Source organism: Trinickia caryophylli (genome assembly GCF_034424545.1).
Classification (GTDB): domain Bacteria; phylum Pseudomonadota; class Gammaproteobacteria; order Burkholderiales; family Burkholderiaceae; genus Trinickia; species Trinickia caryophylli.
The window spans coordinates 3,355,677-3,373,889 of record NZ_CP139970.1; the positions used below are offsets into that span (position 1 = coordinate 3,355,677).

Genomic DNA, 18,213 nt, shown 5'->3' on the forward strand with positions numbered 1-18,213 from the left:
GGATAACGGCGAACGAAGTGGCCTCGATACCATCGATCTATACCGCGCGCCATGTGGCGCGCCCCTTGCGCCCAACATTTGCAGGACAGTCTCCATGAATCATGCCGGCCTGGTGCCCGTCGATCGATCCGTCAGCGCGTTTCTGTCGCGAGAACACGGGCTTTTTATCGACGGCGTGTCGCAACCGTCGCGATCGTCGCGGCGCCTCGACGTATTCGATCCCGCGAGCGGCGAGCGGCTGGCAAGCGTTCCCGATGCCGATGCGCGCGATGTCGATGCCGCCGTGCAAAGCGCGCGCGCCGCGTTCGACAAGCGCATCTGGCGCGGGCTGCGACCCGCCGAGCGCGAGCGCATTTTGCTGCGCATAGCCGACTTGCTCGAGCGGGACGCCGAGGTCTTCGCGCAGTTGGAAACGCTGAATCAGGGAAAGTCGATTCATGTGGCCCGCGGTGTGGAAGTGGGCGCGAGCATCGAGTACATCCGCTACATGGCGGGCTGGGCCACCAAGATCGAGGGCGAAACGCTCGACGTCTCGATTCCGCATCCGCCCGGTGCGCGATATACGGCCTACACGCGCAAGGAGCCCGTAGGCGTGGTCGCGGGCATCGTGCCGTGGAATTTTCCGTTGATGATCGCGATCTGGAAGCTGATTCCCGCGCTGGCGGCGGGTTGCTCGATCGTCATCAAGCCGTCGCCGGAGACGCCGCTCACGGCCCTGCGTCTCGGGGAGCTCGCGCTCGAGGCGGGCGTGCCTGCCGGCGTTTTCAACGTCGTCACGGGAGGGCGCGAATGCGGCGCGGCCCTCGCGTCGCACCGGGGCATCGGCAAGATTTCGTTTACGGGCTCCACGCCCACCGGCAAGCTCGTCGGTCTTGCCGCCGTCGAGAACATGACACGCTTTTCGCTCGAACTGGGCGGCAAGAATCCCGCAGTGATGCTCGCGGACGTGGACGTCGACCAGGCCGTCCAAGGCGTGCTGTTCGGCGGTTTCTTCAATCAAGGCCAGGTATGCGCGGGCGCTTCGCGGATCTACGTGCATCGCGACAAGTATCGCGCCGTTGCCGACGGTCTGGCCCAAGCCGCTCGCGCGATGAAGCTCGGGCCGGGGATGGACCCGGCCTCCGAGATCAATCCACTCGTATCGGCGCAGCATCGCGACCGCGTGATGGCACATCTGGCGACGGCGCGCGCGCAGGGGCTGCGGTTTCTCGCGGGTGGCGACGCGGTGCAGTCCCCCGGCTATTACGTGGCGCCCGCCGTACTCGCCGACGTGCCTCCCGGCGCCTCGCTCGTGCGCGACGAGGTGTTCGGCCCGGTGCTGGCCGTGATGCCGTTCGACGATCCGCTCGACGCGATCGCGCAGGCCAACGACAGCCCTTACGGTCTTGCCGCGAGCCTGTGGAGCAACGATCTGAAGGCCGTGATGAATCTGGTGCCGGAGATGGAAGCAGGCACGGTATGGGTCAATTGCCATGTGCCGCTCGATCCGAGCATGCCGTTCGGCGGGTTCAAGCAATCGGGTATCGGGCGTGAGTTCGGCAGGCATGCGGTCGAAGGTTTCACCGAAACGAAATCGGTGTGCATCGCGCACTGAGGCAAGCTCGCCGCGCTATTTTTGTCCGCTTAGCATGCTGAAGTAAGCGCGCGCAGCGTCGGCGGGCGGCTGCGTTCATTGATGCAAGGGCGGGCCATGAATTTTCTGATCACCTCGTTCGAGGACGTACACGATCATTCGGCTGCGGTGGACGGCTGGAATCAGACGTATCGGCAGATGATGCCCGGCGCGTTCCGCAGCCGCCTCGTGCAAGCGCGCGAGGCCAATTTCTTCTTCTTCCGCGAGACGATGAACCGGCGGGTGATCGAGCAGGGCGTCTCGCCGCCCGGCTATGCCTCGTTGGCGGTGCCGCTTTACGCGCCCATTACGGGCACGTTTCAAGGGCAGCCGGTCAACGGGTATGCCTTTCTTGCTCTCGGCGCCAACGAGGAATTTCGCTTCCATACGCAGGACGTGATGGACTTCATCGGCGTGAGTCTGCCGGTCTCGGAGATGGAGGAACTGGTGGCTGCCGTGGCGGGCGACGCGTGCGCGCGCGGTCTCGCCCGCAGCGTATTGCCGATTCGCAGCGAACATGGCGAAAGGCTGCGCAATCAGATTGCGCCGTATCTCGAGCGAGCCGAGCGTACCCCCGCGCTCGGCTGCAATGCCGTGGCGGGGAAGGTATTCCGGGACGAGATCGTCAGCGCATTGCTCGACCTACTGGCCGGAGCGAGCCCGGAGCCGGTGAACGATCTCACCCATCGGACCTACAGCGACATCGTGCGCCTCAGCGAGCGCATCGTTCGCAACCGGGAGGGCGACGAGCCGGTGACGGTGCTCGACCTTTGCCGCGCGCTGCGCTGCAGCCGGCGGACGCTGCAAACGAGCTTCCAGCGCGTGGCCAATGTCACGCCGGTTGCCTATTTGCGCGCCTATCGACTGAATGCGGTGCGGGAACTGCTGCGCTCGACGTCGCCGGAAGCGCTTTCGATCGGCGATGCCGCGAGCCGTTGGGGGTTCATTCACCTCGGCTATTTCGCGCAGGAGTACCGCACGCTTTTCAACGAAATGCCGTCTCATACGCGGCGCTTGAGCTGACAGGAGTTGCCGATCTGCGCTAACCCGCCGTTTTATAGCTGGATACAGTCGCCATACCGCAATGCAAACGCGGTATCGACCAACGAGATCCAGACGGGACATGAGCATGAGGCGGCATATCGGCAGGGCATCCTTCGTCATCGTATGTGCCGCGGCGGCGCAAAATGCATGGGCGCAGAGCAGCGTGACCCTGTATGGCACCGTGGACGCCGGTGTGATTTATTCGACCAACCAGCAGACCACCAATGCGAGTGGCGCGGTGGGCAGCGGGCACGCGGTGCAGTTGAGCGGCGGCAATCTCGTGCCGTCGCGCTGGGGCCTGATGGGGGCCGAAGATCTCGGTGGTGGGCTCAAAGCGAGCTTCGACCTCGAAAACCAGTTCCTCACGGGTACCGGCGCCATGCTGCAAAGCGGTGCGTTATTCAATCGGCAGGCATGGGTCGGACTCGGCAAGGACGGCATAGGCACGCTCGCGATCGGGCGGCAATACGACTCCTATTCCGATTTCCTCGGCGTATATGCGTCCAGCAATAATTGGGCGACGCTCTATGGCTCCCATCTGGGCGACGTCGATAATCTCAATGAAGCGTTCAATTTCAACAATGCGTTGAAATTCACGAGTGCGAATTTCCATGGCCTGACGTTCGGTGCCACGTTCAGCTTCGGCGGGCAGGCTGGCAACTTCGCCGCAAAACGCGGTTATGCGGTGGCGGCCGCTTACGCACGCGGCCCGATATCGTTGAGCGCAGGCTATCTGTCGCTCAACCAGCCGCTCGACGCGGCATTGGGCGGATCGAGCGGCTACATCGGCGACTTCTCGTGCTCGAACCCGGGGGCGGCTTACTGTCAGTTGCAAAACTCGGTTTCGATGAAGGCCTGGGGCGTGGGCGGCTCGCTTGCAATCGACAAGGCGACGGTGGCTGTCGTCTATACCCATACGCGCCTGGCACACAGCCAGTATTTCGCGAGTGCCGTACAGCCTGCGGGCGCCGACGTCCAATTCGATATTGCCGAACTGAACGGCGTATATGCGCTGACGCCCGCATGGACGCTCGGCGCGGCATACATCTTCAACAACGCACGGCCGGACGGCGGCAGCGCCACGCGTTTTCACCAAGTCAACCTCGGCACGAACTACGCGCTTTCCAAGCGCACGGCGCTCTATACGGTTCTCATCGCACAAAAGGCGTCGGGTAAGGGGCTCGGCATCGATACGGCGACGGGAGCCAGTGCGAACTATGCGCAGATCCCGAACCTCGTCAACAGCAACTCCGATCGCCAGCTTGCCGTCATGGCCGGCATTCGCGTGAACTTCTGAACGGCGGGTCGCGCCCCTGTGGCGCACGTCGAACGCCGCGCCGGTCGCGGGCCTCTTCGAAGTCGATGGGGCCATTCCCACGCCGTTGCGAGCGATCGCGCGCGGTACCGCCATTCGGCATCTTTTTCAGGATTTGAACGGGTAGTCAATGCATACGGACGAAACACCGACTTACTACACGGCCACGAGGAAATACGACCTCGCTTTCCCGTCGCTCGAAGGCGACATCGAGGCCGAGGTCGTTATCGTCGGCGGAGGGTTCTCGGGCATCCATACGGCGCTGGAGCTCGCCGAGCGCGGCGTGACCGATACCGTGGTGCTGGAGGGCCGTCACCTCGGTTACGGCGGCACGGGGCGCAACGGCGGACAGGTCATGGCGGGTATCGGCCATGACCTCGATGCAATTCGGCGCGACGTGGGGGACGAAGGTCTGCAGGCGATCTTCGCCTTGAGCGACCTCGGGCCGCAGATCATGCGCGAGCGCATCGCGCGGTACGGCATCGATGCCGATTTTCGCAGCGGCTATGGCTATCTCGCGTACAACGCGCGGCAGGCAGCCACGCTGAAAGCATGGGAAAAGGAATTCCAGTCGCTCGGCTCGCCGTACGAGATCCGCTACCTGGAAGGGCGCGACGTCGGGCAGATCATCGGTTCCGACGTCTATCACGCGGCCTTGCTGCACATGGGCGGAGGACACGTTCACTCGCTGAACCTGCTGCTCGGGGAAGCGAAAGCCGTTTCGGAGGTCTACGGCGGACGGATTTTCGAGTACAGCCCGGTGCTCGAGGTCACGTACGGCGATTCGATCGTGGCGAGAACGGCGAAGGGGCGCGTCAAGGCACGCAAACTGGTCTGGGCGGTCGACGGCTTCAATAACCGCATCGAGCCTGCGCTGCACGGCAGCACGATCAACGTGTACGCCTACAACTCGGTGACGGAGCCGTTGAGCGCGGCGCTGATCGAGCGCATCAGCCCTATCCGGGGCGCCTATAGCGATATTCGGCCCGTCATCAACTACTACCGCGTGACCAACGACAACCGGCTCATGTTCGGTTCGTCGACACAGTTGATCGAGCGCATGCCGACCGACCTGAAGGAGTGGAACCGCCGCCTGATGCTCGAGGTGTTTCCCTACTTGCACGACGTGAGGATCGACCTTGCATGGGGCGGGCCGATGGCGACGACGCGCAATCTCTTTCCTCAGCTCGGCACGCTGCCGGGGCACCCCAATGCGTTTTTCGTCCAGGGGTACTGCGGCTTCGGCGTCACGCCGAGCCAGATCATCTGCAAGATCCTGGCCGAAGGCGTGCTCGGCGGCTCGGAGCGCTACCGGCTGCTGAGTTCGGTCGGCCGGGCCGAAATCGCCGGCAAAGATCGTTATCGCGCACTGCTCGTCACCTTGGGCAAGGCGCTGCATCAGACTTCCGGCTACTGGCATGGACGCCGTTGAGTTCCATCCGTTCAGCGCAAGAGGTTCTCTCATGGGCATGACCAACATCGATCGCGAGACGGCGATTTCCGATCTCGACGCCTGGGGCAGTTTCAGCAAACTCGGCGCCGAAGTCGTCGAGGGCGGCGACGTGCAGGCATACGGACGGGCGACATACGGCGCGCCCACCGACCCTGTCAATGCGGGCTATTTCGGAACCACGAAGGGCACGTATCGTCTCGTCTATCCGTTCAGCGAGCAGGCGACGCTGCTGCGCGGCGAGCTGCGCATCACCGACGAGAGCACGGGCGAGACCCATCATTTCAAGCCGGGCGATACGTGGTTCGTCACGAAGGGCACGCCGACGCTATGGGAGGTCCTCAGCGACGGATTCACGAAGCACTATCTGTGTTTCGCGTGAGGCGCGCATGCTTCGCCGCCGGTCCATTGCGGCAACGCGGCGGCAACGCGGCGGCAGCCGGGGCCTCGACCGAGGTCGCAGGTCATGGCGGCCCCGGCCTCGAATTCCACGATCAGCCGAACGAAACGGGAGTGGCCGGTGCGCGAGCATGCCGGACGTGACGACGTAGAGGGCGCATCGGGCGACGAGCTGGGCATCATGCACAGCATTGCGGGAAGGATGCGCGGATTCCTCTACCGGCAACTGAACGACGACGATTACACGGTCGTCTATGCGACGCCCTCCATCGAGACACTCACGGGCTATCCCGCATCGGACTTCGCCAACAATGCCGTGCGTACGCTGCCGTCTCTCACGGTCAGGGAAGACGAGACCTATGTGGTCGGCGTCGTGCGCCAGGCATTGGAGAGGCGCGAGCCGTGGACCGTCGACTACCGGATCCGGACCGCGCGCGGCAATCTGGTCTGGGTGCGGGAAGTGGGAGGGGGCGTATTTTCGGATAGGGGCGAACTGCTTTTTCTCGAGGGTCTCGTGATCGAAGTACAGGGGGAAAGAGCCGCCGAGCTGGCGCTGCAGGGGCGCGTCGTGGCGCTGACGCAAGCCACCAACCCGATCCTCGCGCACGTGGACGAGATCCTGAAGACTATTCGAATGTTGTCCATTCTCTCGTTCAACGCGCGATTCGAAGCAGCACGTGCGGGCGACGCGGGACGTGGCTTTACCGTCGTGGCCGCGGAAATGAAGCGTCTTGCCGACGATACGGACCGACTGGCGAAGCAGATTTCCGAAAGCGTGAAGGTCGCGCGGCAGGTGATGGCGGGCACCGTCTCCAGCGCCGGCTAGCCGGCAGCGGTCCGCCTTACGCCGCTGCTGCGATTTTCTGCGGTTGCCGCACGGCTGGCGATTGTATTATCGGAGGTTTTCCACTCAGGCAGAACAGCATGGCCAACGAAAGGCGCGGCATCCAGTCGATCGAGGTCGGTGGAGCGCTGCTGCGCGCGCTGGTCGATCACGGCGGCCCGATGTCGCTCGGGGAACTCTCGCGCAAGGCAGGCATGACGGCCGCCAAGGCCCATCCGTATCTCGTCAGCTACAGCAATCTCGGTCTGATCCAGCAGGATGCCGCCACGGGCCGCTACGAGCTTGGCCCATTCGCGCTCCAAATGGGCCTGATCAGCCTGCAGCGCTCCGACCCGGTACGCACGGCCATTCCGCTCGTCGACGAAATGCTGGCCCCGTTCGGGCAGACGGTCGCGCTTGCGACGGCCGGCAGCTATGGCCCGACGATCGTCCACATTCATCAGGCGGCAGACCCGATCTACGTCACGATGCGCACCGGAACCGTCATGTCGCTGATGCAGACGGCCACCGGGCAGATCTTCGCCGCCTATCTGCCGCCCATGACGGTCGATGCCCTGATCGCGATCGAAGAGGCCGGCGCCTTGCAGATCGGCGCCGCCCCCAAGCCTTTTACGCGTGCCCAGATCGAAGAACGTCTCGCCGAGGTGCGCCGTCAGCGGCTTGCGTTTAGCGTCGACGATCCGACAGTGGGGATCACCGCCATGAGCGCGCCCGTGTTCGATCATTCACACCATATCGTGCTGGCTATCACCGTCATCGGGCCGAGCGGCTCGATCGATCCCGACCCCGCCGGCCATCTGGCCCGTGCATTGCGCGCCTGCGCCGATACCGTATCGACGCGCCTGGGTTTCTCCGCCTGATCTTTCGCTGAACGTCGCAAGAAGGCCTCGCGAGCGCTGAGCGCATCGCGAGGCCTGCGCACGCCTGTCGGTTCGACGCGCGCGTGCGCCTTCCGACGCCTTCCGTTCCTCCGCCCTCGCTTCTCGCCCCGAGCCTCGATCCGCGCTGGGCTAGGGTAAACGGGAATTTGCTATAGACGAATGAATTTTACAATAGCTAAACACTCATCTAAGCTAAGTTCGTTCTACATGGTGGAGACTGCGTGAACAAAGGACATTCGACAGTGGTCGACTATCAGCGGCTTCGATTCGACTATCGGCCAGCCCCGGAATTGGGAGGAGATGCCGACCTCGTACATCCCGTTGTAATCGTGGGGGCGGGGCCGGTCGGGCTGGCCGCGGCCATCGATCTGGCGCAGCAGGGCGTGAGCGTGACGCTCGTCGATAACGACGACGCGCTTTCGGTCGGCTCGCGCGCATTGTGCTTCTCCAAGCGCACGCTGGAAATCTTCGATCGCCTGGGCTGCGGCCAGCGCATGGTGGACAAGGGGGTCGGCTGGAACGTTGGGAAGGTCTTCCTGCAGGACGAGTTGCTCTACACGTTCGATCTGCTGCCCGAATCGGGGTACGGGCGCCCGGCCTTCGTCAACCTTCAGCAGTACTACGTCGAGGGTTACCTCGTCGAACGCGCCGCGGAATGCGAGAACATCGAGATCCGCTGGAAGAGCGAAGTGGTCGCGCTGGAGCAGCACGGGGATCATGTGGTGCTTCTGGTCGATACGCCGGACGGCCGGTATGCAATGAACGCGCGCTATGTGATCGCGGCCGATGGCGCACGCAGCGCGGTACGCAGAGCGCTCGGTCTGGAGAGCCATGGGCGCACGTTCAAGGACCGCTTTCTGATCGCCGACGTGCGGATGAAGGCACCGTTTCCCGCAGAACGCTGGTTCTGGTTCGACCCGCCTTTTCACCGCAATCAGTCGGTGTTGCTGCATCAGCAGCCCGACGGTGTCTGGCGCATCGATTTCCAGCTCGGCTGGGACGCCGATCCGGTGGTGGAGAAGGAGCCCGATCGCGTGATACCTCGCGTGCAGGCGCTGCTTGGCGAAGGCGTCGAGTTCGAGCTCGAATGGGTCAGCGTGTACACGTTTTCGTGCCTGCGCATGGAGCGCTTTCGCCACGGCCGGGTGCTGTTCGCGGGCGACGCCGCGCATGGCGTGTCGCCGTTCGGCGCGCGCGGTGCGAATAGCGGCATCCAGGATACCGACAATCTCGCTTGGAAGCTGCGGCTTGTGTTGAACGGGCAGGCACCCGAGACGTTGCTCGACAGCTACGCCTCCGAGCGCGAATACGCAGCGGACGAGAACATCCTCAACTCGACGCGCGCGACGGATTTCATCACGCCGAAGAGTGCCGTGTCGCGTCTGTTCCGCGACGCCACGCTGGGGCTCGCGAAGCGCTGTCCGTTCGCGCGCAGGCTAGTCAACAGCGGGCGCCTGTCGGTGCCGGCCGTGCTGCGCGAGTCCGCGCTCAATACGCCCGATCGCGCAGGGGACGGCTTTGCCGGAGATGTGGTCCCGGGGGCCGTCATGCCCGATGCGCCGATGCGCACGCCGGGTGGGCCAGCCTGGTTTCTCCAGTTGATCGCGCGGCACGCATTCACCGGCGTGTACTTCTGCGAGGCGGCGCAAGACCCCGCGCAAACGCTGATGCGATTGCAGGCGCCGACGAGGAATGCGATTCCGATGCGCGCCGTTGTGGTCGTTGCGCCGGGTACGGCGATGCCTGCCGGGCCGCTTCCGGAAGGCGTGGCAGTTGCCGAAGACGTCGAAGGCTTGCTCGCCCGGCGTCTCGACGCCCGGCCAGGATCGTTCTACCTCGTGCGCCCCGATCAACACCTTTGCGCGCGTTGGCGCGAGTACGCCGAGACGGATGCCATTGCGGCGCTGAATCGCGCAATCTGCAACGGATGAGGCCAATGTCGCTCAATACCGAACTCAATCTTGCCGATCCCGACGCGTTTTACGAACGCATGATCGAACTGCATGCCGGGCTCACCGATCAGCAAAGTCTCCGGCTGAACGACCGGCTGGCCGCGCTGCTATCCGCAACCGTCGCCGACACCGCCGTATTGCGCGAGGCCGTCGCCGTCGCGAATGACGGAGCCAATGACGGAGCCGATGACGGAGCCGATGACGCAGCGCGCTCTCCGATCCACGTGGCGAAGCTCATCTTGCTGCTGGCGAACCATATCGGCGACTCGGCGATTCTCGATCGGATCTTTTCCGAGGGCGCGCGGATGGCGGCCGAGCTGGCGTCGACGCCGGCGCCCGGCAACGTGCCGAGTTAGCGCGCAGTCAAGGCCGTCACGCGTGTTTTCGCACAACCCTGCCTCTATGAACATGGGAGTTCTCACATGGCAAAAGCTTTTGCATCGCAGGCCGATCTCGAAGTCAAGAAGATCAGCTGGACCCAACTTTCCGAGAATGCCTACGCCTATACCGCGGAAGGCGACCCGAACTCCGGTGTGATCGTCGGCGACGACGGCGTGCTGATCGTCGATACCACCGCGACGCCTGCGATGGCGCAGGACCTGATCGCCAAAATCCGCAGCGTGACGGACAAGCCCATCAAGTACGTGGTGCTTTCGCATTACCACGCGGTGCGCGTGCTTGGCGCGTCGGCCTACTTCGACGAAGGTGCTCAACAGATCATCGCCAGCCGCGGCACGTACGAAATGATCGTCGAGCGCGGCGAAGCCGACATGAAATCCGAGATCGAGCGTTTTCCGCGCCTGTTCGCGGGTGTGGAGACGGTGCCGGGCCTGACGTGGCCCACGCTCGTGTTCGACAAAGAGATCACGCTCTTTCTCGGCAAGCTCGAGGTGAAGATCGCGCATCTCGGCGCAGGTCATACGAAGGGCGACACCGTGGTATGGCTTCCCTCGCAAAAGGTGCTGTTTTCGGGCGACCTGGTGGAGTACGAAGCAGCCTGCTACTGCGGCGATGCGCAATTGGCCGAATGGCCCGCGACGCTCGAGGCGCTGCGTGCGCTCGGCGCGGAGAAACTCGTGCCGGGCCGCGGGCCGGCGCTGACGAATCGGGCGGAGGTGGACAAGGGCCTCGACTACACGCGGGATTTCGTCACGACACTGCTGGCAAGCGGCCGCGAGGCGGTGAATCAAAAGCTCGATCTCAAGGGGGCGATGGCACTCGCGCGCAAGGCGATGGATCCCAAATTCGGCCAGGTGTTCATTTATGAGCACTGCCTGCCTTTCGACGTCTCGCGCGCCTATGACGAGGCGGGCGGCATCGTGCATCCGCGCATCTGGACAGCCGAGCGCGACAAGGAGATGTGGAGCGCGCTGCAAGGCTGACGCATGCAGGAAGTCCAAGGCGGCCCGAGCGCGATCGCGGCACCGGGCCTCCGACTTACGCTTGGGCAGGACCAAGGCACCCAGATGCTCGATGCCCGAGTGTCCCGGAGATACAGGAGACGAAGTATGAATCACGTCGTAACGCTCACGACGCCGTTTGCCGCTGCGCAGCGGCAGACGATGCGCAAGGTTGCCTGGCGCATCGTGCCGTTTTTATTCCTTTGCTACGTGGTGTCGTTTCTCGACCGCATCAACATCGGCTTCGCCCAGTTGCAGATGAAACACGATCTCGGCTTCAGCGATGCGATGTACGGGTTCGGCGCGGCCGTGTTCTACATCGGCTACGTGCTGTTCGAAGTGCCGAGCAACATGCTGCTCGCACGCGAGGGTGCGCGCCGGACGTTCATGCGGATCATGCTGCTATGGGGTGTGGCATCGATGAGCATGATGTTCGTTACGAAGCCTTCGCATTTTTATGCTTTGCGTTTCCTGCTCGGCGTGTTCGAGGCGGGGTTCTTTCCGGGCATCGTGCTCTATCTGACGTACTGGTTCCCGGCAAATCGGCGTGCCGCGGTCCTTGCCGTTTTCTTCGCGGGCGTGGCGGTGGCGGGGGTGCTCGGCGGATTGGTATCGGGCTGGATCATGCGCGATCTGAACGGGGTAGGCGGGCTTTTCGGCTGGCAATGGATGTTCGCGCTCGAGGGCTTGCCGGCGGTGTTGTTGGCCTTCTTCACGCTGGCCTGTCTCGTGGACGGGCCTGAGCATGCGGGCTGGCTCAGCGAGTCGGAGCGCAACTGGCTCATCGCGGTGTGCAAGGAGGGCGAGCGTCCGGCAGATCATCCGCACGCTCATGCGATCGTGCAGGCGCTGCGCAATCCGCGGGTGCCGCTTTTCGCATTCGTCTATTTCGCGCTGACGTGTGCTTCGCTCACGCTCAATTTCTGGTTGCCGCTGATGATCCGCGACTTCGGCGTACGCGACGTGCTCTCGATCAGCCTCTATACGACGATCCCGAATGCTGTCGGCGCAGTTGGCCTGATCCTGATTGCGCGGCATTCCGACCGTACGGGCGAGCGTCTCGTGCACTTCGCGCTGTGCACGGTGGGCGGCGGGCTCGCGCTGGCTGCCCTGACGCTGCATCTGCCGAGTCTCGCCGCGATGCTCGTGCTCCTTTCGGTGGCTGCCGTATTGATCTTCGCTGCACTGCCCATCTTCTGGGCGGTGCCCGCGCTGCACCTGTCCCGCGATGCGCTGGCGCCGGGACTTGCGCTGATCAGCAGCATCGGAATCACGAGCGGGATCGTCAGCCCCTGGGCGATCGGGTACATCCGCACCACCACGGGCAGCATGGACCTCGCGTTTTACCTGCTTGCCGCGTTGCTCGTCGCGAGCGGGGCAGCCATGCTCGTCGTCGGGCGCCATGCAGCGGGGCACCGCGTCAGAAATTGAGTTGCATGCCGGCGACGACAGAGGTGGGATAAGCGCGTACTTGATCACGGGTTCCATGTGGAAGCCGGGCAAACAGCGCATTGCATTCCGCGAACACCGCAATGTGGTCGCCGACGGTATAAGAGACGCCGAGGCCAGCCGAGGGAACCCAGCATTTCTCGTCGACGCTTGTTTGGTGACGGGCGTCCGGAGCGGACCAGTTTGTCGTCAACTGGCTGACACCGATTTTCTCGTACAGGTCCACTTGCCCTAGACGATGCTTGAATACGGCGGAAAAGGTATTTTGTTCGGTGATGAGGAGCTTTTTGGTTGCCAATCGATCGTCAGCAATGTTCCACGCCCGACTGTCGCGAGTGGTCGACATACCAATCCCCGCGCGCAGGCCATCGCCAATTGCGAAAGGCAAAAATCCCACTGATAGGGAGGTGCCAGGGTGCGCCGACATATCGACGCCGAAGGTCCGGCGCCCGGTGCCTCGTTCGGGAATGGCGGACATCTCCCCGCCTACCCCGATCGTAAAAGCGTTCTTGACGTCGAACGATACCTCCGGCGATAGCGGGCATGGAATGCAGGGAGAGTTATCCACGTCGCGGGCTGTCGCGAGATTGGCGTTGGCCGCAATGGCTGCGGCAAGGAGTGTCATGGCGATTTTCGTGATCATGATCTGGCTCTTTTCCGATGGTGTCAGTGATTGACTTGATCCCAGTCCTGCGCGGCACCGGCCGCCGCGCAGGACTGGGATCATTTTCGTTGACGGCCCCAAGGGTCGAGCAAGCTGAAAATGATCGGTGATTTCATTTGATCGATCGATCAACGCAATGCGTGAGCGAACGGGCACCTGTCGAGCCCGGTATTGTTTGCGATTTGTGCATTACCTCTGGACACGTCCCTTGGGGCCGTCCGCAGACTGTCTGTCCATTCGTGCAACATTGGAGCAGTCCATGAACGCCACAGGTCGAAAGCTAAACGCGGGGAGCGCCGCCAAGTTACTTGGGGTATCGGTAAAAACCCTACGAATATATGAAAAGGCGGGGCTGCTTGCGCCCAGCCGCAACGAATCGGGGTATAGGCAATTCGGCAAGTCCGATCTTGATCGTGCCGCTCATATTGTCCTTATGCGGCGGACTGGCTTCACACTCGCGGAGATCTCGCAGTGCATGGGATATCCTGAAGCTGAAGCCGAGACGACGCTGTCCGCCGCTTTGACGGATAAGGTGGTGGAGCGGACGAGACAGATTAAGACACTCTTCCTCCAGCTGGATTACATCAGGTTCTTGCGCACGGTACCCACACCTCCTCTTGAGGGCGAGGATCGTGCGCTCGAGCCTGAGCGCGTGTCGGAAACCCGGTCTGTTTCGTTTCCATTGTCGTCGCCCTGGGATGGCCAGATATTCAGCATGCCGGATATACGCCGGCTGAATTACATTGTCGGCCCGGTGGGCAGTGGAAAAACGCAACTGGCTCTTCAACTGGGGTGGGCGTTGCCAAGCGGGGTCTTTATAAATTTCAACAAGGTCCAGCGTGTGGCGCGTTCCGCAGCGGACCCGCTGAACTTCCGGAAGACGGAGGGGCCGCTTCAAATGCGTATCGACGAGGCCCTGGCGGACCTCGCCGATGGTGGGGCGACGCTATCCGACGCACTGCACACGTTGGTCCACTCTATCGAGGACACGCTTCTGAGCGGGCCGTCCGAGTTCCTGATCGTCGATCGGGTCGAGGAGGATCTGGATTTGCCGACCCAAAAGGCAGTGGGCGCTTACCTTCGCAGACGCGCGGCCGAGGCGCGTAGCGGTGCAATCTTTGCCGTGACGCGCTCCGCCGCGATCGTGGATCTGGCCACCGCAGGAGACGAACAGAGCGTCATCCTCTGTCCTCCTAATCGCAGTCTGCCGATCAGCGTGCCGCTTCGTTCCGATGCGTACGGTTACGAGACACTGGTCATGTGCCTCGAATCACGAGACGGGTAGCGATGGGCCCGCCGTTCTCGCGTTTACATCAGCACGATGTCGTACTGCTCCTGACTCAGGTTCGACTCGACCTGTAACGACACGGGCTTGCCGATGAAGTCGATCAGCATCGCAAGATGCTGGGATTCTTCGTCGAGAAAAAGATCGATCACCTGCTGCGAGGCCACGACGCGAAATTCGCGCGGATTGAACTGCCGCGATTCGCGCAGGATCTCGCGCAGCACGTCGTAACACACCGTACGCGCGGTCTTGACCTGCCCCTTGCCCTCGCATACGGGGCAGGGCTCGCACAGCACGTGCGCGAGCGATTCGCGCGTGCGCTTTCTCGTCATCTCCACGAGCCCCAGTTGCGAGAACCCATTCACAGTGGAGCGTGTTCGATCGCGCGACAGTGCCTTCTTCAACTCGCCGAGTACCGCATCGCGGTGCTCGACATTCTCCATATCGATGAAGTCGATGATGATGATCCCGCCGAGATTGCGCAGCCGCAGTTGCCGGGCGATGGTATGCGCCGCCTCGAGGTTCGTCTTGAAGATGGTGTCGTCGAAGTTGCGCGCGCCGACATAGCCGCCGGTATTCACGTCGATCGTCGTCATTGCCTCGGTCTGGTCGATCATCAGATAGCCGCCCGACTTCAGATCGACGCGCCGGGACAGCGCACGCTGGATCTCGGTCTCGACATTGTAGAGATCGAAGAGCGGCCGCTCGCCGGTATAGTGCTGCAGTTTGGCGCTGACAGCCGGCGTGAACTCGGTGGCGAACTCGCTCAGCATCTGATAAGTCTCGCGCGAATCGACCTGGATACGGGTCGTCTCGTCGTTGACGAAATCGCGCAGTACGCGCTGCGCGAGATTGAGGTCTTGATAGAGCAGGCTCGTGGGCGGCAGCCGCTGCGCCTGCGCCACCACCGTCGCCCAGGTCTTGCGCAGATAGGCGACGTCCCCCGCGAGTTCTTCGCTCGTGGCATCTTCGGCGATCGTGCGCACGATGTAGCCGCCTTTCTCGTCGGCCGGCAGCACCGCGGTGAGGCGCGCGCGGATCGCCTCGCGCTCGGCTTCGTCTTCGATTTTCTGCGAGACGCCGATGTGCGGCTCCTGCGGGAGATAGACGAGCGTGCGTCCCGCGATGCTGACCTGTGTGGAGAGGCGGGCGCCTTTCGTACCGATCGGGTCCTTGATGACCTGGACCATCAGCGTCTGGCCCTCGAACACGGTCTTCTCGATCGGCTGCGGCGGGCTTGCATGTTCCCCGGCGGCTCGCGGCTGCCAGATATCGGCCACATGCAGGAACGCGGCCCGTTCGAGGCCGATGTCGATGAATGCCGACTGCATGCCCGGCAGCACGCGCACGACCTTGCCCAGGTAGACGTTGCCGACACGCCCGCGCGATGCCGTGCGTTCGATGTGCAGCTCCTGCACGGCGGCTTGCTGGACCAGCGCGACGCGCGTTTCCTGCGGAGTGACGTTGATCAGGATCTCTTCGTTCATTGTTCTCGCCTGTCCGTTTCGTCTCAGAAGTCGACCTGTGCGGCGCGCAGGAGCGCTGCAGTCTCAAAAAGGGGCAGACCCATGATACCCGAATAGGATCCCTCGATCCGCTCGATGAACTCGGCTGCGCGGCCCTGAATTCCGTAGGCGCCGGCTTTGCCGAGCGGTTCGCCCGTACGCGCGTAGCGCAACAGCGCCTCGGCCGAGGCCGGCGCGAAGCGCACGGCCGAGCGCGACATCGCGGGCGGCAGCAGGTGCCCGCCCGCGTCGAGGACGGCCACGGCGGTCAGTACTTCGTGCTCCCGGCCCGCGAGGCGCGCGAGCATCGATACGGCATGTTCCACGTCGTCGGGCTTGCCGAGGATCGCGCCATCGATCGTGACGGTGGTATCGGCAACGAGGACCGGCGCTGGCCGGTGGCCGCCGGCCACGCGGCGGGCGTGCGCCGCCTCGGCCTTCGCTACCGTCACGCGGCGCACATAGGCCTCGGCCGATTCGCCGGCGCATTCGGCCTCCAGCGCTTCGGCGTCTTCGTCGGGGCGCGGCAGGAGCAACTCGAAGCGTACGCCGAGCTGGCCCAGCAGTTCCTGGCGGCGTGGGCTTTGCGAGGCGAGGTAGACGAACGGGTAAAGCGGGGAGGCGGGCGTCGTCGGTTCGGGCATCGTCGTTCTCGTGAGGCGCCGCGACGCGCCGCGGGAGAAGCGGAGCCGCGTCAGGCGCGATGATAGGGATGATTCTGCGTGATGCTCCACGCGCGGTAAAGCTGTTCGGCCAGCAGCACACGCACCATGCCGTGCGGCAGCGTGAGGCTCGAGAGGCGCAGCAACTGATCGGCGCGCGATTTCAATTGCGGATCGAGCCCGTCGGCGCCGCCGATGACGAACGCGACGTCGCGCCCGTCCTGCTGCCAGGCAGGCAGCGCCTCGGCGAGCTGCATCGTCGTCCAGTCGCGTCCGCGCTCGTCGAGCGCGACGATGCGTGCGCCCTTCGGTAGCGCTGCCTCGATGCGCTGGCGTTCGGCGGCCATCACGCTTTGCGCCGTGCGCCCGCCGCTGCGCAACTCAGGCTTGATCTCGCGCAGCTCGATGCGCAGCTCGGGTGGCATGCGCTTCGCGTACTCGTCGAAGCCTGCCGCGATCCAGTCGGGCATCTTGTGGCCCACGGCGAGGATATGCAGTTTCATGTCGCTGGGGGCACGCTGCTCGCGAATGCCTCAGGCGCCCTTGCCGCGGCGCTTGGCCGGGCTCTTGCGGGCCGGCTTGGCCGCTGCCTTGCCCTCGTCTTCGTCTTCGTTCTCGTCGTCGTCGTCGTCGTCGTCGATCGGCTCGCTTGCGCGCGCGCCGCCGAACGGGCTCGAAGTCGCGAGCTTCACGCGCACGGGCTTGTCGCCCCAGATCTCTTCGAGGTTGTAGTACTGCCTGAGCGCCGGCTGCAGGATATGCACGATCGCATCGCCGCAATCGACGAGCACCCATTCGCCGATATCCTCGCCTTCCGTGCTGATGATTTCGCCGCCGGCTTCCTTGACCTTGTCGCGCACGCTCGATGCGAGCGCCTTCGTCTGGCGGTTCGAGGTGCCGCTCGCGACGATCACGCGATCGAAGAGCTCGGTCAGGTGGGTCGTGTTGAAGACCCGAATATCTTGCGCCTTGACGTCTTCGAGACCGTCTACGATCGCGCGTTGCAGTTTGCGAATATCCATGATTACCGATGGTACAGATGATGTTGAAGAATATAGCGCCAGACGGATTCGGGAATCGTGTCGGGCGGCGGCAGTGCCGGTGCGCCGTCAGGGCCGGCGGCCGCGAGCCGCTCGCGGAGCTGGGCGCGGATATCGGTGGCCGAAACTTCGAGCGCGAGCGTCGCATCGATGAACAGGAGCCCCGAGGGCGTAGCGCGCAAGCGCTCCGCGCTCGCTTCGTGGGCCGCGAGCTCGCGCGCGAGCGGCGCCGATGCGGCGGCGAGGTCGAATCCCGGCCGGGTAGCGGCGCAAATGTGCGCGAAATCGAAAAGATGTCGCCAGTCGTGCCAGGTGTCGAGCCGTACGAGTTGATCGGCACCGATCAGCAACGACAGCGAAGCGTGCGCGCCTTCGCGTGCGCGCCAGCGTCGCAGCGTATCGATCGTATAGGTGGGGCCCGTATGCTCGATTTCGTCGGTGGCGACGCTTACCGTCGTGCCCGGCAACTCGAGGGAAGCAGCGGCCGCGCGCGTCATCGCGAGGCGGTGATGCGCTTCGGACACATCGTGCTTCTGCCAGGGCTGCCCCGCCGGTAGCAGGACGAGCTCGGTAAGACCCAGCAGCTCGGTGAAGCGCCGGGCGAGCGCGAGATGGCCGTTATGGATCGGGTCGAACGTGCCGCCGAGCAGACCGACACGGCGAGGCAAGGCGGGCACGGCGCGGGCGGCGTCGACGCTCGCGGGCTTCATG

The 18,213-nt window shown here is 63.8% G+C and carries 18 protein-coding genes; 12 read left to right on the forward strand and 6 right to left on the reverse strand.

The annotated features are described in order from the left end of the window. The first annotated feature begins 94 nt into the window (after nt 1-94). From U0034_RS15160 to U0034_RS15210, 11 genes are all read left to right on the forward strand, one after another. Complete coding sequence (locus tag U0034_RS15160) at nt 95-1,594, forward strand: aldehyde dehydrogenase family protein (protein ID WP_085230079.1); 1,500 nt, start codon at nt 95-97, stop codon at nt 1,592-1,594. Nucleotides 1,595-1,690: 96 nt separating this feature from the next. Then, nucleotides 1,691-2,635 (forward strand): helix-turn-helix domain-containing protein, encoded by a 945-nt coding sequence (locus U0034_RS15165; protein WP_085230080.1) that lies wholly within the window; start codon nt 1,691-1,693, stop codon nt 2,633-2,635. Nucleotides 2,636-2,741: 106 nt separating this feature from the next. Next, complete coding sequence (locus tag U0034_RS15170) at nt 2,742-3,953, forward strand: porin (protein ID WP_176072646.1); 1,212 nt, start codon at nt 2,742-2,744, stop codon at nt 3,951-3,953. 148 nt (nt 3,954-4,101) lie between these two features. Beyond that, complete coding sequence (locus U0034_RS15175) at nt 4,102-5,403, forward strand: NAD(P)/FAD-dependent oxidoreductase (protein ID WP_085230081.1); 1,302 nt, start codon at nt 4,102-4,104, stop codon at nt 5,401-5,403. Nucleotides 5,404-5,434: 31 nt separating this feature from the next. Further along, nucleotides 5,435-5,803, forward strand: coding sequence for a cupin domain-containing protein (locus tag U0034_RS15180; protein WP_085230082.1), 369 nt, complete (start codon nt 5,435-5,437; stop codon nt 5,801-5,803). Between the two features lie 84 nt (nt 5,804-5,887). Beyond that, entirely contained in the window at nt 5,888-6,646 is a 759-nt protein-coding gene (locus tag U0034_RS15185) for a methyl-accepting chemotaxis protein (protein ID WP_085230083.1), read from the forward strand. Between the two features lie 98 nt (nt 6,647-6,744). Beyond that, nucleotides 6,745-7,524: an IclR family transcriptional regulator gene (locus tag U0034_RS15190; protein WP_085230084.1), complete on the forward strand. Its 780-nt coding sequence runs from the start codon at nt 6,745-6,747 to the stop codon at nt 7,522-7,524. Between the two features lie 242 nt (nt 7,525-7,766). Beyond that, on the forward strand, nt 7,767-9,476 hold the full coding sequence (locus tag U0034_RS15195) for an FAD-dependent oxidoreductase (protein WP_233212094.1): 1,710 nt from the start codon (nt 7,767-7,769) through the stop codon (nt 9,474-9,476). Between the two features lie 5 nt (nt 9,477-9,481). Further along, the gene (locus U0034_RS15200; protein WP_170151719.1) at nt 9,482-9,853 is read left to right on the forward strand and encodes a DUF2783 domain-containing protein; all 372 of its coding nucleotides are present in this window, start codon (nt 9,482-9,484) and stop codon (nt 9,851-9,853) included. Nucleotides 9,854-9,919: 66 nt separating this feature from the next. Next, entirely contained in the window at nt 9,920-10,879 is a 960-nt protein-coding gene (locus U0034_RS15205; RefSeq protein WP_085230086.1) for an MBL fold metallo-hydrolase, read from the forward strand. A gap of 126 nt (nt 10,880-11,005) precedes the next feature. Continuing rightward, nucleotides 11,006-12,328 carry an MFS transporter gene (locus U0034_RS15210; RefSeq protein ID WP_085230087.1) on the forward strand — a complete coding sequence of 441 codons (1,323 nt, stop codon included), beginning with the start codon at nt 11,006-11,008 and terminating at the stop codon, nt 12,326-12,328. Here the strand turns inward: U0034_RS15210 and U0034_RS15215 are convergent. Continuing rightward, a complete protein-coding gene (locus U0034_RS15215; protein WP_085230088.1) occupies nt 12,318-12,989 on the reverse strand; it encodes a hypothetical protein in 672 nt (223 codons plus the stop codon). The genes U0034_RS15210 and U0034_RS15215 overlap by 11 nt on opposite strands. Nucleotides 12,990-13,269: 280 nt before the next feature. Here U0034_RS15215 and U0034_RS15220 point away from each other — a divergent pair, with 280 nt between their 5' ends. Further along, a complete protein-coding gene (locus U0034_RS15220) occupies nt 13,270-14,295 on the forward strand; it encodes a MerR family transcriptional regulator (RefSeq protein ID WP_158243586.1) in 1,026 nt (341 codons plus the stop codon). A gap of 23 nt (nt 14,296-14,318) precedes the next feature. Here the strand turns inward: U0034_RS15220 and rng are convergent, their stop codons facing one another. From rng to U0034_RS15245, 5 genes are read right to left on the reverse strand one after another with little or no spacing between them, the layout of a single operon-like run. Further along, nucleotides 14,319-15,782, reverse strand: coding sequence for a ribonuclease G (gene rng, locus U0034_RS15225; RefSeq protein WP_085230090.1), 1,464 nt, complete (start codon nt 15,780-15,782; stop codon nt 14,319-14,321). 23 nt (nt 15,783-15,805) lie between these two features. Then, on the reverse strand, nt 15,806-16,444 hold the full coding sequence (locus U0034_RS15230; RefSeq protein WP_085230091.1) for a Maf family protein: 639 nt from the start codon (nt 16,442-16,444) through the stop codon (nt 15,806-15,808). Nucleotides 16,445-16,494: 50 nt separating this feature from the next. Then, on the reverse strand, nt 16,495-16,965 hold the full coding sequence (gene rlmH / locus U0034_RS15235; RefSeq protein WP_085230092.1) for a 23S rRNA (pseudouridine(1915)-N(3))-methyltransferase RlmH: 471 nt from the start codon (nt 16,963-16,965) through the stop codon (nt 16,495-16,497). A gap of 30 nt (nt 16,966-16,995) precedes the next feature. Next, on the reverse strand, nt 16,996-17,484 hold the full coding sequence (rsfS, locus tag U0034_RS15240; protein WP_085230093.1) for a ribosome silencing factor: 489 nt from the start codon (nt 17,482-17,484) through the stop codon (nt 16,996-16,998). A gap of 2 nt (nt 17,485-17,486) precedes the next feature. After that, nucleotides 17,487-18,212 carry a nicotinate-nucleotide adenylyltransferase gene (locus U0034_RS15245; RefSeq protein ID WP_176072644.1) on the reverse strand — a complete coding sequence of 242 codons (726 nt, stop codon included), beginning with the start codon at nt 18,210-18,212 and terminating at the stop codon, nt 17,487-17,489. Between the last annotated feature and the right edge of the window lies 1 nt (nt 18,213).

Excerpts from the sequence above, each read along its gene's own strand:
- U0034_RS15160 (WP_085230079.1), top strand. The coding sequence starts at position 95 with ATGAATCATGCCGGCCTGGTGCCCGTCGATCGATCCGTCAGCGCGTTT.
- U0034_RS15165 (WP_085230080.1), top strand. The coding sequence starts at position 1,691 with ATGAATTTTCTGATCACCTCGTTCGAGGACGTACACGATCATTCGGCT.
- U0034_RS15170 (WP_176072646.1), top strand. The coding sequence starts at position 2,742 with ATGAGGCGGCATATCGGCAGGGCATCCTTCGTCATCGTATGTGCCGCG.
- U0034_RS15175 (WP_085230081.1), top strand. The coding sequence starts at position 4,102 with ATGCATACGGACGAAACACCGACTTACTACACGGCCACGAGGAAATAC.
- U0034_RS15180 (WP_085230082.1), top strand. The coding sequence starts at position 5,435 with ATGGGCATGACCAACATCGATCGCGAGACGGCGATTTCCGATCTCGAC.
- U0034_RS15185 (WP_085230083.1), top strand. The coding sequence starts at position 5,888 with ATGGCGGCCCCGGCCTCGAATTCCACGATCAGCCGAACGAAACGGGAG.
- U0034_RS15190 (WP_085230084.1), top strand. The coding sequence starts at position 6,745 with ATGGCCAACGAAAGGCGCGGCATCCAGTCGATCGAGGTCGGTGGAGCG.
- U0034_RS15200 (WP_170151719.1), top strand. The coding sequence starts at position 9,482 with ATGTCGCTCAATACCGAACTCAATCTTGCCGATCCCGACGCGTTTTAC.
- U0034_RS15205 (WP_085230086.1), top strand. The coding sequence starts at position 9,920 with ATGGCAAAAGCTTTTGCATCGCAGGCCGATCTCGAAGTCAAGAAGATC.
- U0034_RS15210 (WP_085230087.1), top strand. The coding sequence starts at position 11,006 with ATGAATCACGTCGTAACGCTCACGACGCCGTTTGCCGCTGCGCAGCGG.
- U0034_RS15215 (WP_085230088.1), bottom strand. The coding sequence starts at position 12,989 with ATGATCACGAAAATCGCCATGACACTCCTTGCCGCAGCCATTGCGGCC.
- U0034_RS15220 (WP_158243586.1), top strand. The coding sequence starts at position 13,270 with ATGAACGCCACAGGTCGAAAGCTAAACGCGGGGAGCGCCGCCAAGTTA.
- rng (WP_085230090.1), bottom strand. The coding sequence starts at position 15,782 with ATGAACGAAGAGATCCTGATCAACGTCACTCCGCAGGAAACGCGCGTC.
- U0034_RS15230 (WP_085230091.1), bottom strand. The coding sequence starts at position 16,444 with ATGCCCGAACCGACGACGCCCGCCTCCCCGCTTTACCCGTTCGTCTAC.
- rlmH (WP_085230092.1), bottom strand. The coding sequence starts at position 16,965 with ATGAAACTGCATATCCTCGCCGTGGGCCACAAGATGCCCGACTGGATC.
- rsfS (WP_085230093.1), bottom strand. The coding sequence starts at position 17,484 with ATGGATATTCGCAAACTGCAACGCGCGATCGTAGACGGTCTCGAAGAC.
- U0034_RS15245 (WP_176072644.1), bottom strand. The coding sequence starts at position 18,212 with ATGAAGCCCGCGAGCGTCGACGCCGCCCGCGCCGTGCCCGCCTTGCCT.